The sequence below is a fragment of the Synechococcus sp. A10-1-5-9 genome (assembly GCF_047716785.1).
Classification (GTDB): Bacteria; Cyanobacteriota; Cyanobacteriia; order PCC-6307; family Cyanobiaceae; genus Synechococcus_C.
The window spans coordinates 1230104-1245243 of the sequence record NZ_CP180406.1 but is presented as its reverse complement, the minus strand read 5'-3'; the positions used below and the strand labels follow the sequence as shown (position 1 = coordinate 1245243).

Annotated in this window: 11 protein-coding genes, 1 tRNA gene and 5 pseudogenes; 6 read left to right on the top strand and 11 right to left on the bottom strand. The window is 60.4% G+C overall.

Going from position 1 to position 15140, the window contains the following annotated elements; all coding sequences use genetic code 11:
* Positions 1-18: 18 nt before the first annotated feature.
* A tRNA-Pro gene (locus ACLM45_RS07155) sits at positions 19-92 on the top strand.
* 15 nt (positions 93-107) lie between these two features.
* On the opposite strand, the gene cobJ is transcribed toward ACLM45_RS07155, so the two are convergent.
* Positions 108-1787 (bottom strand): precorrin-3B C(17)-methyltransferase, encoded by a 1680-nt coding sequence (cobJ, locus tag ACLM45_RS07150; protein ID WP_415411257.1) that lies wholly within the window; start codon positions 1785-1787, stop codon positions 108-110.
* 189 nt (positions 1788-1976) lie between these two features.
* Positions 1977-3257: a hypothetical protein gene (locus ACLM45_RS07145; protein ID WP_415411256.1), complete on the bottom strand. Its 1281-nt coding sequence runs from the start codon at positions 3255-3257 to the stop codon at positions 1977-1979.
* A 201-nt stretch (positions 3258-3458) separates the two neighbouring features.
* On the opposite strand from ACLM45_RS07145, the gene ACLM45_RS07140 reads away from it, so the two are divergent.
* Genes ACLM45_RS07140 through psaB form a run of 3 tightly spaced genes read left to right on the top strand, consistent with a single transcriptional unit; the run spans position 3459 to position 8216 of the window.
* On the top strand, positions 3459-3677 hold the full coding sequence (locus ACLM45_RS07140) for a hypothetical protein (RefSeq protein WP_415411255.1): 219 nt from the start codon (positions 3459-3461) through the stop codon (positions 3675-3677).
* The gene (gene psaA / locus ACLM45_RS07135) at positions 3674-5977 is read left to right on the top strand and encodes a photosystem I core protein PsaA (RefSeq protein WP_006042247.1); all 2304 of its coding nucleotides are present in this window, start codon (positions 3674-3676) and stop codon (positions 5975-5977) included. Before ACLM45_RS07140 ends, psaA begins: the two co-directional genes overlap by 4 nt.
* Positions 5978-5999: 22 nt before the next feature.
* Positions 6000-8216: a photosystem I core protein PsaB gene (gene psaB / locus ACLM45_RS07130; RefSeq protein WP_006042246.1), complete on the top strand. Its 2217-nt coding sequence runs from the start codon at positions 6000-6002 to the stop codon at positions 8214-8216.
* Positions 8217-8300: 84 nt separating this feature from the next.
* Here the strand turns inward: psaB and ACLM45_RS07125 are convergent, their stop codons facing one another.
* The 8 genes and pseudogenes from ACLM45_RS07125 to psaI all read right to left on the bottom strand — a co-directional run bounded on the left by ACLM45_RS07125 (position 8301) and on the right by psaI (position 13575).
* On the bottom strand, positions 8301-9227 hold the full coding sequence (locus ACLM45_RS07125) for a cupin (RefSeq protein WP_415411254.1): 927 nt from the start codon (positions 9225-9227) through the stop codon (positions 8301-8303).
* Between the two features lie 459 nt (positions 9228-9686).
* A pseudogene (locus ACLM45_RS07120) lies at positions 9687-12235 on the bottom strand (efflux RND transporter permease subunit).
* A 15-nt stretch (positions 12236-12250) separates the two neighbouring features.
* Positions 12251-12436: a hypothetical protein gene (locus tag ACLM45_RS07115; RefSeq protein WP_415411253.1), complete on the bottom strand. Its 186-nt coding sequence runs from the start codon at positions 12434-12436 to the stop codon at positions 12251-12253.
* Positions 12437-12453: 17 nt separating this feature from the next.
* Positions 12454-12828 carry an efflux RND transporter permease subunit gene (locus ACLM45_RS07110; RefSeq protein ID WP_415411252.1) on the bottom strand — a complete coding sequence of 125 codons (375 nt, stop codon included), beginning with the start codon at positions 12826-12828 and terminating at the stop codon, positions 12454-12456.
* Positions 12829-12936: 108 nt separating this feature from the next.
* Positions 12937-13251: pseudogene (locus tag ACLM45_RS07105) on the bottom strand (photosystem I reaction center subunit XI); the annotation flags it as partial.
* Positions 13224-13289, bottom strand: a pseudogene (locus ACLM45_RS07100) (hypothetical protein); the annotation flags it as partial. The pseudogenes ACLM45_RS07105 and ACLM45_RS07100, both read right to left, overlap by 28 nt.
* Positions 13290-13360: 71 nt before the next feature.
* Positions 13361-13429, bottom strand: a pseudogene (locus ACLM45_RS07095) (photosystem I reaction center protein subunit XI); the annotation flags it as partial.
* Between the two features lie 56 nt (positions 13430-13485).
* Positions 13486-13575 (bottom strand): photosystem I reaction center subunit VIII, encoded by a 90-nt coding sequence (gene psaI, locus ACLM45_RS07090; protein ID WP_415411251.1) that lies wholly within the window; start codon positions 13573-13575, stop codon positions 13486-13488.
* 141 nt (positions 13576-13716) lie between these two features.
* On the opposite strand from psaI, the gene ACLM45_RS07085 reads away from it, so the two are divergent.
* Together ACLM45_RS07085 and ACLM45_RS07080 are read left to right on the top strand one after the other, a co-directional pair.
* Positions 13717-13869, top strand: a complete 153-nt coding sequence (locus tag ACLM45_RS07085; protein WP_415411250.1) for a hypothetical protein — start codon at positions 13717-13719, stop codon at positions 13867-13869.
* Entirely contained in the window at positions 13863-14099 is a 237-nt protein-coding gene (locus ACLM45_RS07080) for a hypothetical protein (protein ID WP_415411249.1), read from the top strand. Before ACLM45_RS07085 ends, ACLM45_RS07080 begins: the two co-directional genes overlap by 7 nt.
* Before the next feature lie 74 nt (positions 14100-14173).
* Here ACLM45_RS07080 and ACLM45_RS07075 read toward each other — a convergent pair.
* Positions 14174-15133: pseudogene (locus ACLM45_RS07075) on the bottom strand (glycosyltransferase family 2 protein).
* Positions 15134-15140 lie beyond the last annotated feature (7 nt).

The following is a 15140-nucleotide window of genomic DNA, read 5'->3' as shown; positions in this document are numbered from 1 at the left end:
CTTCTACAGTCGATTCATCGGGATGTAGCGCAGCTTGGTAGCGCACTTCGTTCGGGACGAAGGGGCCGCAGGTTCGAATCCTGTCATCCCGACTGCACGCGATCCCATCATCTGAGTTCGGCTCCCGGGTACCCCCTTGGTGTCACCATGCGCCCGCCTTCCATGGTGCTGCTGCTGTTGCCGATCACCAGCACCGTGAGCATGTCCACGCTGTTGACGGGCAGAGCGTTGAGGCAATGGAGGGTCACCTGTTCTTCCGCGCGGCCCAGTTGACGCGCCATCACCACCGGGGTGTGATCGGGACGATGGCCCAGAAGAATCTCCTGGGCCCGTTGCAGCTGCCAGTCGCGGCCTTTCGATCGAGGGTTATACAGAGCCACCACGAAGTCGCCGGTGGCGGCGGCGTGCAACCGTTGTTCAATCACAGGCCACGGTGTGAGGCGATCGCTGAGGCTGATGGTGCAGAAGTCATGCATCAGCGGAGCCCCCGCCCGGGCCGCCGCGAGTTGAAGGGCGGAGAGCCCGGGATGGACCTCGAATAAGGGACGAGAGCAATCAGCCAGCTCCATCCAGAGCTCGAGGGCCAGCCCGGCCATGCCATAAATGCCACTGTCGCCAGATGACACCAGCGCCACTTTGGCTCCCTGCTGAGCAAGGGACAGAGCTTGCTGGCAACGGTCCCGTTCGCGGGTGAGTTGACCATCTAGGCGGACCTGATCCTGGCGGCGAAGCGGTTCGAGAAGATCTAGGTAAAGTCCGTAGCCCACCCAGACCGCGCAGCGGCTCAGCGTGCGGCGGGCATCGGGGGTGAGCAGGCTGAGATCCCCAGGGCCGCTGCCGATGAGATGCAGTTCTCCCCGTTGCGGTGCAAAGGGCTGCGCTGCTTCGGCGATCGCCACGGTGACAGCGCCCTGTTCCTCAGGCCCTGCATGGAGGATGCGTTTGGTCTGCAAGAGCTGGGCATCCTCGCCAGCGGCCAGCAGAGCCGCGGCTTCCGCTACGGATGCTGTGCCCATCTCGGCTTCAACCACGGCCGAAGGTGTAGGCACCGGCACTTCCGCGAGGGTTGATGCGCTGAACAGCCGAAATCTCCAGTCGAATTCCTGCGCCAGGGTGAGTAACGCCGGCTCATCGCTTTTGGCGTCAATGCTGCCGAAGCCAGCAACAGCTTCGGCGGCTAGCCCTGCGTTCTCCAGTGCTTGATGAACGGCTCGTTCGATCAGGCAATGGCTCGTGTTGCGTTCGCAGCCGAGGCCCAGCCACAAGGTGGCCGGATGCCAGCGACAGGGTGCGGCTTCAATCCAAGGACCAATCGCCAGCTCGGACGTGCCATCAGCCCCTGAGGTGAACGCCAAGGTGCTGGCTGAGGCACAAGCACGCCAGTGTTCACTGCCGCTTTGCTGCCTCACCGCAATCGGACGTCCCTTGGCCTGGTGGATCATCAACCGGCGCCAGGCATCGGCATCGCCACTGCGCCGAAACCCCCAGATCTCTCCGAAGGAGTCCAGCGCAAGCCGCCCTTGAGTGGCTGCATCACCGGTGATCACAGCGGTGCCTCCAAGCGCTGCTGCGAGATCCCTGGCCAGTTGTTCCCCTCCGGCTCGATGTCCTCCCAACAGAGGGACCACCTGCAGACCCTGGGCATCGAGTACCAGAACGGCCGGATCACTCTCCTTGTCTTTGAGAAGAGGGGCTATCAGTCGGGTGACGGCTCCCAGAGCTCCGACCACAATCAGCCGTCTGCCCTCGATCCAGTTGGTCTGCAAAAGGTCACTGGCTGTCGCCACCAGAACTGAATCTGGGCAGTGTGGGAGTGATGCTGCGGCACCGGGGGACAGCGCGACGCTATCGCTCAGGCCCTGGTGTGAAAGGCGCTGAAGCAGCGGCCATGCGCTCCGTGAGAGTCCGATGGCCAGCGATGCAGCACCAGAGCTTGATCGAAAAGACGTGTCGTTCAGAATTGCAGCCTCGGATGGTCAGCGCTGGGTGCCATCAGCGTTCAACAGCTCCCTTGCTGATCCTCCCAGGCTGCTGGATGGTGCTGCCTGCGGTGTTTCCTGTTGCGGCGGTGGTTCAGGGGCGCTTTGGGCGATGGGGGGTACGTCCTCGGGGGCGGCTTTTTCGGGGTATGCCTCTTCTGAACTTGGATTTTCTGCAGAGGTGGCTTCCGGGACGGTCGCTTCCTTGATGCGCTCGACCATTGGCTCGAGCTCGACTGGTTCCTGAGCAACCTGCGGTTCTGTTGCGGGTTCCGGCTCCGGCTCATCAGAGAGCACCGCTTGTGCTGCCTGCTCAGGGGTGGGCGATTCTTCCTTCATGACAATGTCTCCCAGCAGGCGGGAGACCTGCTCGTCGCTGAGCCGGGATTGCATCCAGATGGGACGGGATCCGGAGCTGTGGGGAATCGCCCGGAGTTGGTTGTTGAACACAGGGCTCATTGGCTCACCCAGGCCATTCAGCAGTTCCATCTGAACGAGTCCGTGACCGCTGCCGCTGCCCTTGATCCAGAGGGCATCCTGTCGGTCGACCAGGAAACTGTCTCCATTGACGGAGATCCGGAGCCTCCATCGACCGTCTCCTTCGCGCAGGTTCTGCAGCGGCGCGTTCCAAATCAGCCAGTCCAGAAGAAGCGGTTCCCCGCTGCCAAGGTCTGCCGGGCTGACCATGGCAAGCCAGGGGGAATCCGGAGCTGGCTGAGTGTCTGCAAGCCCTTGAAGCTGATCAAACCGCCATTGCAGGCTGGCTCCCGGGGCTTTCACTGCTTCCCCCCAGGGCGTGGCTGCATAGGCCGTGAAACGATGGCTGCCCGGTGTGAGCGCTGGAAATTGAATGTGTAGGCGTCCGTTTCCAGCTTCGCTGAATCGAAGCGGGGGCTGATCATCGATCTGCAGCGCCACATGGGCTCCCAGGCCGAGCTCAGGATCTTCCGCTAATGGCCAGTCGCTCACCTGCAGCTCCAGGGTTTGTTGGCCGGGCTGGAGCACCGTGCCATCGGCCGGGCTGATCAGTTTCAACTGAGGGTGACGGTCAGAGAGTGCTGCTTGTAGCTGCTGTACCCCGCCTGGAGGAGCCACTTCCTGTAGGCGCCCGGCTGGGGCAGTGGGATTCACGGGATCCCTCGCGGACCCTGCGTCCATGGCCCCTATCCGTCCCCAACCCCAGGCCGAAGCCGGCTTTGCATTGGTGACCAGCACCAGGATGCAAATGAGGGCAGTGATCCAGCGGAGACGGAATTGAAATCGGCCCGAAGCCGTCATGGGGGCATATCCGAGTTCAGATCATTCTGGATGCTCATGCCGGGACCAGGGAGATTTGGTGTCGTCTGTGTTATTTAGTGGGATTTATTTGCCCTTGCGTGAATAATTTTTGGTGTGAATTGTACCTTTCTGTTGATAGCGAGCTGCGTGAAGATGTCAGGCCCAGACAGGCGCGCAGCCGGATTGAACCTTTGTAACTCAATGGGGTCTTCTGTGCATCTGCGCCCCTATGCTTCCGCCAGCGGTCCCCTCTTTGGGGCCCAGCGCTCCAGTGGTCGTCAGGGGTTTGCGCCCCTGGCGCCATTGGCGCCCGGACGTGGTGACGCTCTGCGGAGCTGCGTTCGTGGCCCCGGTGAACATTTGTTCATCGGAGGGGTGGCCCACCACCTCGATCCCGTCCCTCGAGGAACGACTCGATGACCATCAGCCCACCAGAGCGTGGGAGCACCGCGAAGACTCAGGTCGAAAAGGTTGACAATCCAGCAACCTTTGAGCTGTTCGGCAAGCCCGGACACTTCGACCGTGCTCTCGCGAAAGGTCCCAAAACCACCACCTGGGTTTGGAACCTCCACGCCAATGCTCACGATTTCGACAGCCACACGAGTGACCTTGAGGAGGTCTCTCGGAAGATCTTCAGTGCTCACTTCGGCCATCTGGCCGTCATCTTCATCTGGCTGAGCGGCGCTTTCTTCCATGGCGCCCGCTTCTCCAACTTCTCCGGTTGGCTTGCCGACCCCACCCACGTGAAGCCCAGCGCTCAGGTGGTGTGGCCGGTGTTCGGCCAGGAGATCCTCAACGGCGATATGGGTGCCGGTTTCCAGGGCATCCAGATCACCTCAGGTCTCTTCCATGTTTGGCGTGCCTGGGGCATCACCAACGAAACGCAGCTGATGTCTCTTGCCATCGGCGCTCTGGTGATGGCTGGCCTGATGCTGAATGCAGGCGTTTTCCATTATCACAAAGCAGCTCCAAAGCTGGAGTGGTTCCAGAACGTTGAGTCGATGCTCAACCACCACCTCGCTGGACTGCTCGGCCTCGGGTCACTGTCCTGGACAGGTCACCTTCTCCATGTGTCCCTGCCCACCACCAAGCTGATGGATGCCATCGACGCCGGCCAGCCGCTGGTGCTTAATGGCAAGACCATCGCTTCTGTTGCGGACATTCCCCTGCCGCATGAATTCTTCAATCAGGATCTGCTGGCGCAGCTGTATCCCGGATTTGGTGCCGGTATCGGTGCTTTCTTCTCGGGTAACTGGGCTGCCTACAGCGATTTTCTCACCTTCAAGGGTGGTCTGAACCCAGTCACCGGCAGCATGTGGATGAGCGACATCGCTCATCACCATCTTGCGATCGCGGTGCTGTTCATCGTCGCCGGTCACATGTACCGCACGAACTGGGGCATCGGTCACTCCATCAAGGAGATTCTCGAAGGACAGAAGGGTGATCCCCTGCTGTTCCCTGCCACGAAGGGCCATGACGGTCTGTTCGAGTTCATGACTACGAGCTGGCACGCCCAGCTGGCTGTGAACCTCGCCATGCTCGGCTCCCTGAGCATCATCGTGGCTCAGCACATGTATGCGATGCCTCCCTACGCCTACATGTCAATCGACTATCCGACTCAGATCGGTTTGTTCACCCATCACATGTGGATTGGTGGCTTCCTGATCGTCGGTGCTGCAGCTCACGCCGCTATCGCGATGATCCGCGATTACGACCCTGCCAAGCATGTCGACAACGTGCTGGACAGGGTTTTGAAAGCTCGCGATGCCTTGATCAGCCACCTCAACTGGGTGTGCATCTGGCTTGGCTTCCATAGCTTCGGCCTCTACATCCACAACGACACCATGCGTGCTCTGGGGCGTCCCCAGGACATGTTCAGTGATTCAGCAATTCAGCTGAAGCCTGTGTTCGCTCAATGGATTCAGGGTCTGCATGCCGCTGCTGCCGGCACCACCGCTCCCAACGCCCTTGCAGGTGTGAGCGAGGTGTTCAACGGATCTGTCGTTGCCGTTGGCGGCAAGGTCGCCGCAGCGCCGATCCCCCTGGGCACCGCCGATTTCATGGTGCACCACATCCACGCCTTCACGATTCACGTGACGGTGTTGATCCTGCTCAAGGGTGTGCTCTACGCCCGTAACTCCCGCCTCATCCCTGACAAGGCCAACCTCGGCTTCCGTTTCCCCTGTGACGGCCCCGGCCGTGGTGGCACCTGCCAGGTGTCCGCATGGGACCACGTGTTCCTGGGTCTGTTCTGGATGTACAACTCCCTGTCCATCGTGATCTTCCACTTCTCTTGGAAGATGCAGAGCGATGTCTGGGGAACGGTGAATGCTGACGGTTCCGTGCAGCACATCACTAACGGCAATTTCGCCAACAGCGCCATCACCATCAATGGCTGGCTGCGTGACTTCCTGTGGGCTCAGGCCGCTCAGGTGATCAACAGCTACGGCTCCAACACCAGCGCCTATGGCCTGATGTTCCTTGGTGCTCACTTCGTCTGGGCCTTCAGCCTCATGTTCCTGTTCAGCGGCCGCGGCTACTGGCAGGAGCTGATCGAGTCCATCGTCTGGGCTCACAACAAGCTGAAGGTGGCCCCGGCCATCCAGCCCCGTGCGCTGTCCATCACCCAGGGCCGTGCCGTGGGTGTCGCTCATTACCTCTTGGGCGGCATTGCGACCACATGGGCCTTCTTCCACGCCCACATCCTTGTGGTCGGCTGACCTCTCCTGACCTTTCCCTCTAATGGCAACGAAATTTCCTTCGTTCAGCCAGGGTCTGGCACAGGACCCGACAACCCGCCGCATCTGGTACGGGATCGCCACGGCTCACGACTTCGAGAGCCATGACGGAATGACGGAGGAGAAGCTTTACCAAAAGCTCTTCTCCACCCATTTCGGCCATCTCGCGATCATCGGCCTGTGGGTTTCGGGCAACCTGTTCCACATCGCCTGGCAGGGCAACTTCGAGCAGTGGGTCGCCGACCCTCTGCACGTGCGCCCCATCGCTCACGCAATCTGGGACCCCCACTTCGGTCAAGGTGCCATTGACGCCTTCACCCAAGCGGGTGCTTCCTCCCCGGTGAACATCGCCTACTCGGGCTTGTATCACTGGTTCTACACAATCGGCATGACCACCAATGCCGAGCTGTATCAGGGCTCCATCTTCATGATGATCCTGTCAGCTTGGGCCCTGTTCGCCGGTTGGCTTCACCTCCAGCCCAAGTTCCGCCCCTCTCTGGCTTGGTTCAAAAACGCGGAATCCCGCCTGAACCACCACCTGGCTGTTCTCTTCGGCTTCAGCTCCATCGCCTGGACCGGTCACCTGGTTCACGTGGCGATTCCTGAGTCCCGCGGTCAGCACGTTGGTTGGGACAACTTCCTCAACGTGATGCCCCACCCCGCCGGTCTGGGACCCTTCTTCACCGGCAACTGGGGTGTGTATGCCCAGAATCCCGACACCATGGGCCAGGTGTTCGGAACCTCAGAAGGATCCGGCACCGCGATCCTCACCTTCCTGGGTGGTTTCCACCCTCAGACCGAGGCTCTCTGGCTCACCGACATCGCCCATCACCATCTGGCCATCGGCGTGATCTTCGTGATCGCTGGCCACATGTATCGGACGAATTTCGGCATCGGTCACTCGATCCGCGAGATCCTCGAAGCCCACAACCCCCCTCAGGGAACCCCTGGAGATCTGGGCGCAGGCCACAAGGGTCTTTACGACACCATCAACAACAGCCTGCACTTCCAGCTCGGTCTGGCCCTCGCATCCCTTGGCGTTGTCACCTCTCTGGTGGCTCAGCACATGTATGCGATGCCGTCGTATGCCTTCATCGCGAAGGACTACACAACCCAAGCTGCGCTGTACACCCATCACCAGTACATCGCCATCTTCTTGATGTGCGGTGCCTTTGCTCACGGTGCGATCTTCTTCATCCGTGACTACGACCCCGAAGCCAACAAGGACAACGTCCTGGCTCGGATGCTCGAGCACAAGGAAGCGATCATCAGCCACCTCAGCTGGGTTTCTCTCTTCCTCGGTTTCCACACCCTCGGCCTTTACGTTCACAACGATGTGGTCGTGGCTTTCGGTACCCCCGAGAAGCAGATCCTGGTGGAGCCCGTCTTCGCTCAGTTCGTTCAAGCCGCGTCGGGTAAGGCGATCTATGGCTTCGACGTTCTGCTTGCCAATTCCGGTGGTGTTGCAGCCAATGCCAATGCTGCCTACATGGGTGGCTGGATGGACGCCATTAACGGTGTGCGCGGCAGCAATGATCTGTTCCTGCCCATCGGCCCTGGTGACTTCCTTGTTCACCACGCCATCGCTCTAGGACTGCACACCACCACCCTGATCCTTGTGAAGGGTGCACTGGATGCACGTGGGTCCAAGCTGATGCCCGATAAGAAGGACTTCGGCTACTCCTTCCCCTGCGACGGCCCCGGTCGTGGAGGCACCTGCGACATCTCAGCCTGGGACGCCTTCTATCTGGCTGTCTTCTGGGCATTGAACACCGTGGGTTGGGTCACCTTCTACTGGCACTGGAAGCACCTCGCCATCTGGCAGGGCAACGTGGCTCAGTTCAACGAATCCAGCACCTACCTGATGGGCTGGTTCCGCGATTACCTCTGGCTCAATTCCTCCCAGCTGATCAACGGTTACAACCCGTTCGGCAGTAACAACCTTGCCGTCTGGGCCTGGATGTTCCTGTTCGGTCACCTGGTGTGGGCCACCGGTTTCATGTTCCTGATCTCTTGGCGTGGTTATTGGCAGGAGCTGATCGAGACCATCGTCTGGGCTCACCAGCGCACGCCTCTGGCCAACCTTGTTGGCTGGCGTGACAAGCCTGTTGCGCTCTCCATCGTTCAGGCCCGTGTTGTGGGTCTCGCCCACTTCACGATCGGCTACATCCTCACGTATGCCGCATTCCTGATCGCCTCGACCTCTGGCAAGTTCGGTTGATCCAAAAGAGCTGCTTCTTAAGTCAGCAGTCGTTCCTCATGTTCGTTCCCGTCCGGTTCTCCGGACGGGATTTTTTAATGGCAATCAGCCGCTGAAACGGATGTCGAGCGTGCGCAGATAGGTATGCAGTCCAGCATCCTGGATCGGCAGCACGTATGCGTCCGCACCGGATTCGTTGTGATGGGAATGCCAGTAGCCCGGTGGAGTGACGAAGGCTGCACCTGGGACCCAGTCCTCCCGATGCGGGTTGATGATCCGCCCCTGTTCATCGAGCTTTGTCCCAATCAGGGTGTAGCAGCCGGGTTCACAAGCCACTGCGAAGTCCAAGGCGATGGACTGATGCCGGTGGGGCATCTGCTCCTGGTTCGCCGGAAGAATGCCGAGCATGGCCCAGAGGGTGTGGCTCACCGTGCGTGACTGGGGAAACGAGCTGTTCCCGAGAAGCACACTCACTCGGTTGGCCCTCGCACCACTGGGGCTGCCAGCGATCTCAGCGAGCTTCTGCTGACTGTCCTGATGGCTGTAGAAGGTTGGTTCGAAGCGAGCTTGGCTCGGTGCGACCCCCAGATGTCTGAGCAGGGGGGCATCGTGCACCCAGTACATCGCAGCCCGATCACAGCTGGTGTGAATGGCGTCGCCACCGGCTGGCAGCACAAGCATGTCGCCTTTGCTCCAAGCGAAGCGTTGACCGCATGCTGTGGTTTCACCACGGCCATCTGCCACGAAGAACAGCTGGCTGGTGGCCACTGCGGCGGTTCGTAATTCACCTTGATCCAGGCGAATGAAATTGGCGCAGAGGGTGGGGCCAGTTGCTGGGCCCGAGCAGCCCAGTACGTCACTCAGATCCAGTGGCAGTACCGAGCTGCCAGGCTCCTGGAAGAAGTCAGGCGAGAAGCACCGATAGGGCACCAGCTCTGTCAGGCCGCTGCGAATCGGATCGGCCGCTTCTCCGTATGAGAAAAATTGTGCTTGCTCCGATGAGGCGCCTCGTTTGGTCGCACTGCTCACCATGCGCTCATCACTCAAGTATTAAGAGAAATTCCACATTACGGACCGGTCGATCTGGCTTTGGTATGCACCGCGTCATGTTTTCGTTGAGGCTTAGTCACCTTTATTCGGGTTTCCGGCGCTGAACTGATACATCCCTTCCGTTCTCCAGGGCCGAGACCATGCCAACACTCCCCCCCGTCTTGAACTTGTGCTTCTGCTCTCAGCTGCAGCGACCGGTTACAACGTCATGATGCAGATCGTGCCAAGCCAGCGCATTGATCTGGCGCAGCTGGAGATTCAGGAGCGCGTTCAGTCTTCGGAGGCTTCTCGCTCGACTCACTCTGCGTCGGCCTTGCGTGCCTCTATGAGTAGGAAACCAGCACCAGTTGTCGTGATGGACGTGGCCGTTGCAAATGGGAGGGGGACCTGTGCCGTCCCGCCGACGGGTGGTCCGGCCCTGAATGATCAGTTTGAACCTTGCTAACCATCCAGTTCCGGTATGGATGGCCCCACGCCACGCCAGCGTTTGAGCTGTAAATAGATCGCAGGAATCACGAACAGAGACAGCAGCGTGGAGACCAGTAGCCCACTGAAGACCACTGTTCCAATGCTGATCCGGCTGGCTGATCCGCTTCCGCTGGCCAGAAGCAGGGGCAGGAAGCCTGCCAGCGAGGTGACTGCGGTGAGGAGAATTGGCCGCATCCGATTGATGGCGGCTTCTTCGATCGCCTCCAGTAGGGCGATGCCTTGCTCGAGGCGTTGATTGGCGAACTCCACGATCAGAATTCCGTTCTTGGCCGCCAGGCTCACCAGAACGAGCAGTCCCATCTGGGCATAGACATCCAGAGTGAGGCCCCGCAGCTTCAAGCCGATCAAGGCCCCGAGCAAGGCCATGGGCACAGTGAGCAGGATGATCAGAGGGTCGAGGAAACTTTCGTACAGCCCGGCCAACAGGAGGTAAACCACCGTGAGGCCTAGGGCAAACAGCACCCAGGTCACGGTTTCTGCCCGGGTCTCTTCTTTGGCCAGTCCCGTGAAGGTGAGGGCCAGATTGGTTCCGCCTGTGCGATCGCTCAGGGCTTGGAGTAAGTCGATCGCCTGTCCACTGCTCACAGCATCGATCGGCACGGCGGTGATGCTGATCGAGCGGTTCTGGTTGTAATGGGTGATGCTGTTGGCGCCGGAATCCCGTTTCAACGTCACAAAGTTGGCCGCCGACACCAGTTCGCCGCTGCGATTGCGCACCATCAGGCTGGTCAGGTCACCAGGTGTGTTTCGGTCGGATCCCTCCAGCTGAACGTAGATATTGCGGATCTGCCCGCCTTCGAACGTGTCATCGATATAGCGGCCGCCGATGGCCGTTCCGATGTCGCGAAGGGTCGGCCCCACCGGCAGGTCGAGAGCTGCCATCTGGCTTCTGTCAATCTCGAGGCGCCATCGCGGTGAACTGGCATCAAACCGGGTGCTCACCCTCTGGAAGCGGCCGGACTCCCGTGCTGATCGAATGAACCGTTGGGCCTGGGCTTCGAAGTCCTGAAGACTGAGCTGGCCACCACTGCGGTCTAGAAGTTCCAACTGCAGACCTGATTCGCTACTGAATCCCCGCACCGTGGGGGGTGTGGTGACAATCACCCTCGCATCCGTGATTTGTTGCCTGAGGGCCTTGTTCAGGCGTTTCTTCACGGCTTCGCTGCTGTTCTCGCGTCCCGGTCGTTCCTTCAGGGGGCCAGGCGCAGATAAAACGCACCCCGGTCTTCTCCGCTCTGGCCGAACGAACGGCCGGCATAGAAGTTGCCGCTGCGGATCAATGGATCCTCTGCGATCACCTGACGGATGCGTTCCATCACCGCTTGAGTGCGCTCAAGGCTGGCGCCTTCAGGCAGGGTGAAATAACCCCGCACTTGACCCTGATCTTCATTAGGGATGAAGGATGTGGGAATCGTTGCCAGTCCGATACCCGTCAACATCAAGCCCGTAAGGATCAGGCCCAGAACGATGCGTCCTCGAGGGAGCCAGAGAGCCAGGGCTTTGCCATACCAGCTCTGCAGGCGATGCATCCCATGGCGAAGCATCTGGCTGATGCGTTTTATCGGCGCGGGTAAGCGGCCGGTCCCTGAACCAAGCGCCCGCGCACAGGCCATGGGGGTGAATGTGAGGGCGTTGAATGTGGAGAACAAGATGGCCCCGCTGATGGCCAGAGCTATCGGTTGATAGAGGCGACCGATGGATCCTGGTATGAGCAACACCGGGAGGAACACAGCGGCCAGGACGAGGGATGTGGCGACCACTGCCCCTGCCAGTTCGGCCATGGCATCCTCTGCTGCACCCTGCGGTTCAGCCCCCTCTTCGATCCGCCCTGCGATGTCCTCGCTGACCACGATGGCGTCATCAACCACGATGCCTGTGGCGAGCACCAGTCCGAACAGGATCAGGCTGTTGAGATTCGATCCGCTCAGTCGTACCACGACCAGACTGCCAATTAGGGCAACGGGAACCGCGATGCCAGGGATCAGCGCCAGTCGCCAGCGTCCAAGGAACAGCACAAGCACCACAAGCACCAGCACCACCGCATCGCGAAGTGTGGCGGTGGTGCGATCCAGGTTGGCTTGTACGGTTTCGGCCACATCCACAATCACCTGCATGGTTAGGCCTGGAGGAAAACTTCTCTCCAGGCGCGTCAGCTCATCCATCACAGCCCGGCTCACCTCCAAGGCGTTTGCACCGTCTCTCTGGAAAATGCCCACCGCAACAGGAGCTGTCCCCTCAAGGTTCAGGGTGCTGCTGCCGTAAGCGCGCTGGCCCAGTTCGACCCGTCCGACATCCTTCAGGCGCACAAGGCCTCCCGCCTCAGTGCGCTTGACCACCATGGCTTCAAAGTCCGCTTGATTGCGGAGCCGTCCTTCGGCGTCGATGGGAAGGCTGAACAGCTGTCCGGCTGGTGCTGGAGCCGCGCCCAGACTCCCTATCGCGGCCAGCACGTTCTGCTCTGCCAGTGCTGCGGTGATGTCGTTGGTGGAGAGGTTGAACAACTCCAGACGGTTGGATCAAGCCAGAGTCGGAAAGCGCAATTCGCTGCTGCCGAACACGCGGATGTCGCCGACACCAGGTGTTGCTTTCAGTGCCTCCTGCAGGTTTTGATCGAGCCAGCCGCCGATGAAGATCGGTTCGTAGAGGCCTGGAGGAGCACTGAATCCGAGAATCAGGAGGAGGTCATCAGTCGAACGGTTCACGTTCAGGCCTTGGCGTGTCACAGCCTGAGAAGTCGCCTGCTTGCCAGGTTCACTTCGTTCTGAACCTTGATCGCGTTCAGCTCGGGATCGCCCGATTCGAAGCGCAGGCTGAGGCTGGCACCGCCTTGACGGCTGCTGGACGTCATGCTCTCAAGCCCTTCCAGACCATTGAGCTGTTTTTCGAGAACGGCCGTGCTCTGCTCACCACTGCTCCACCACTTCCGGACTTGCCGCGGGGAACGAGGGCTCACACTCACTCGAGTTGGTGCCAGCTGTGGAAGGTCTTCAAGGCCGAGGCCCACCAGTGCAACGGAGCCTGCCAGCAGCACAAGCAAGCTGCAGACGACGGTGAACACAGGCCGCCGCAGGAACGGCTGGGAGATGGACCGCAAGGCGGCAGTGGTTCAGAAGCGTCAAGATCTTGACAGCAGAATGCCCGAATGCGCCATTGAGGAGCATTCGGGGCATTGCATTTTGAAGTGAGGTCAGGCTTAACCGGCTTAGTTCACGCTCCAGACACCGCCGGCGATGTTCACCAGAGGAGCGACAAGCGCAGTGCCGGTGAGGAACCAGGCAAAAGCTGCGCCACCACAACCTCCGAGCCAGAAGCCACTGGCGAACTCGGCCCATCCGGCCTTGGTGAACAGGTCGGCAGGAGGGTTGTCGATTGTGGCGTCAGCCGGCTGAACATTGGGGCCGTTGCCTGCGGTTCCGTAGATGGAGAGGCACACGGTCAGGATGGAGACACCAAACCAATGGTGGCCAGCAATCCAGCTGTGGTGTAGTACTCGGTGAGTCGCAGGGGGCCGCAGATTGTGAAGGGGCCATACAGGAAAAGCCGTGGCCATGCCAACTTCCAAACCGCGACCGGTTGGGAGAAAGCGCAGGTCTGTATGCAGGAAGTGCGTTGAGAAAGGCCTTGGCGAAATAGCTGCTGTTCACCGGGGTGGCCAGGTTGCCAACTGTGGGGTCGGCTACGGGGGTCACGGTCATGGGATAAATGAATTGAGGTGCGGAGCTCTGAAGCGGTCTGAAGGGCGCGCGGCCGATCAATCAGTGGCTTCGATCACGTTGAACAGCAAAGCCATGGCCACAGCTGGGCCCATGATCCCTACGAGGGGAACGAATACTGAGGGCATCCAGGCAGCAACAAATTCTCCGTGTCATGGCAGCGGCCAAAAGGTCCGCCAGTACTGTAGTGAGCGCCTTTCTGTCGGTCTCGCACCGACCGCAACGGCGACATAAAAGTTCAATCCCTGCGCGTCCGTCGCTCAAGCTCCATGAATCAGCTTCTTGCCGGTGGTGCCGCAGTCGTGCTGGTGGCTGTGCTCTGGCTGCTTGGCCGTCGTCCAAGCAAGACTCTGCTGCGCAGTACGGATGCGGGCTCGGTTGCAGCGATCAATCGGGCCAACAACTCGGCGGCTCCGTGCTGAGTGAGGCCTCAGCGCCGCTCGAGCCCTCAGCCACCGCCGAAGTATCGGAGTCTTCGGCAGACCAGGTCTTTGAGCCCCCTTTGGGAACCGCGGCTCGGCTGGCTCTGACGAAGGAGCTTCGCCAGGCCATGGATCAAGGCGGACCCGAGCAGCGTCTTGTAGCCGTCAAGCGGGCGGGGCTTTGGGGACATCCCTCGGGTGCTGCCTGTGCTCCGCCGGGGCCTTCGTGATTCGGACCGTCGTGTTGTGTTGGCCGCCGCCGCCGGTATCGATCGGCAGCGCGGCGCAACCGTCCAAGTCCCTCTCAGCAGGCTCGTCCACCTCGCAACGTGGCCCGGATGCGGTAAATCGGACGTCCCTGGCTTTCGTGATACGTGCGGATCAGCAGTTCCCCTAGGAGCCCGAAGCAGAACAGCTGAATGCCGGCCAGGCCAAGCACCACCGCCAGAATCAATAGCGGTCGGGTGCCGATGTCGTCGCCATCAGCTTGATCACCAGCAGATAAGAGCTTGCAATCAGGCTCATCAGGATCGCAATCAGACCTCCAAAGCCGAACACGTACATCGGGCGCGTCAGAAACCGCTTCATGAACCACACCGTGAGCAGATCCATGAGCACCCGGAAGGTGCGGTCGATGCCGTACTTGCTTGTGCCGTACTGGCGGGCTCGGTGATTCACCTTCACTTCTGTGATGCGTTGCCCCCTCGATGAAGGCCAGCGCCGGCAGAAACCTGTGCAGCTCTCCGTAGAGACGCATGTCGGCAAGCACATCGCGGTCGTAGGCCTTCAGCGAACAGCCGTAGTCATGCAACCGCACACCCGTGACGCGCCCGATGATCCGATTGGCGATCCTGGAAGGAAGCTTGCGTTGCAGTTCTGCGTCCTGACGATCGTGGCGCCAGCCACTCACCAAGTCATAGCCCTCGCGAAGCTTTGCAAGCAGTAGGGGGATATCGGCGGGATCGTTCTGAAGGTCGCCATCCAAGCTCACGATGACCTTGCCTTGCGCAACATCGAAGCCTGCGGCCATTGCAGCTGTCTGGCCGTAGTTCTTGCGCAGGAGCACGCCTACGAGCTCAGGTACCTCCGCGCTGATCCTCTCCAACACGGCAGCCGTTGCATCGGTCGACCCATCGTTGACCAGCACCAGCTCGAAGCATTCTCCGATCGGACGCAGCGCTGTGAGGAGCTGCTCGACCAGTTCTGGCAGACTCTCTTCCTCGTTGTAGAGGGGCACTACGACCGAAAGGTCAAGCCCTGCCATGGGGATC

Bases quoted from the DNA above. Each gene is read 5' to 3' on its own strand.
- ACLM45_RS07085 (WP_415411250.1), top strand. From the start codon at position 13,717: ATGAATCAGCTTCTTGCCGGTGGTGCCGCAGTCGTGCTGGTGGCTGTG.
- psaI (WP_415411251.1), bottom strand. From the start codon at position 13,575: ATGCCCTCAGTATTCGTTCCCCTCGTAGGGATCATGGGCCCAGCTGTG.
- ACLM45_RS07125 (WP_415411254.1), bottom strand. From the start codon at position 9,227: ATGGTGAGCAGTGCGACCAAACGAGGCGCCTCATCGGAGCAAGCACAA.
- psaB (WP_006042246.1), top strand. From the start codon at position 6,000: ATGGCAACGAAATTTCCTTCGTTCAGCCAGGGTCTGGCACAGGACCCG.
- ACLM45_RS07140 (WP_415411255.1), top strand. From the start codon at position 3,459: ATGGGGTCTTCTGTGCATCTGCGCCCCTATGCTTCCGCCAGCGGTCCC.
- ACLM45_RS07145 (WP_415411256.1), bottom strand. From the start codon at position 3,257: ATGACGGCTTCGGGCCGATTTCAATTCCGTCTCCGCTGGATCACTGCC.
- psaA (WP_006042247.1), top strand. From the start codon at position 3,674: ATGACCATCAGCCCACCAGAGCGTGGGAGCACCGCGAAGACTCAGGTC.